The sequence below is a fragment of the Micromonospora sp. M61 genome (assembly GCF_018070245.1).
GTDB lineage: Bacteria > Actinomycetota > Actinomycetes > Mycobacteriales > Micromonosporaceae > Micromonospora > Micromonospora zamorensis.
In genome coordinates, this window is record NZ_JAGPYA010000188.1 from 1 (window position 1) to 537 (window position 537).

General features: G+C 63.5%; 1 protein-coding gene. It reads left to right on the forward strand.

The window, feature by feature from the left end; translation table 11 throughout:
* Window positions 1-23 precede the first annotated feature (23 nt).
* Window positions 24-537 (forward strand): acyl carrier protein (locus KBX34_RS33265; RefSeq protein WP_282102719.1); only part of this gene is annotated, 514 nt, incomplete at its 3' end.

The window sequence follows — 537 nt, forward strand, 5'->3', positions numbered from 1 at the left end:
TCACCTCGGCCCGGTCGCGTCCGTTGCTCGATGAGGTGTACACCCCGGTCGAGGACGTGACCGCAGCGCAGAGCACCTTCCTCGACGGGCTCAGTGCCACCGAACGCGCGAAGCGACTCCTCGACGTCGTGCGCACCGAGGCGGCCGCGGTCCTCGGGTTGGGTGGCGTCGCCGACATCGGCACCGACCGACCCTTCCGCGAACTCGGCTTCGACTCACTCACTGCGGTGGAGTTGCGGAATCGGTTGGCCGCTGCGACGGGTTTGTTGTTGCCGTCGAGTGTTGTTTTTGATTATCCGTCGGCGGGTGTGTTGGCGGGGTTTTTGGGGTTGTTGTTGGGTGGGGATCAGGGTTCTGGTTCGGAGGTTGTGCCGTCGTCGGTGGTGGATGAGCCGGTGGCGATTGTGGGTATGGCGTGTCGTTTTCCGGGTGGTGTGGGTTCGCCGGATGAGTTGTGGGATTTTGTGGTTTCTGGTGGTGATGGGGTGGTGGAGTTTCCGTCGGATCGGGGTTGGGATCTGTCGGGGTTGGTCGGTG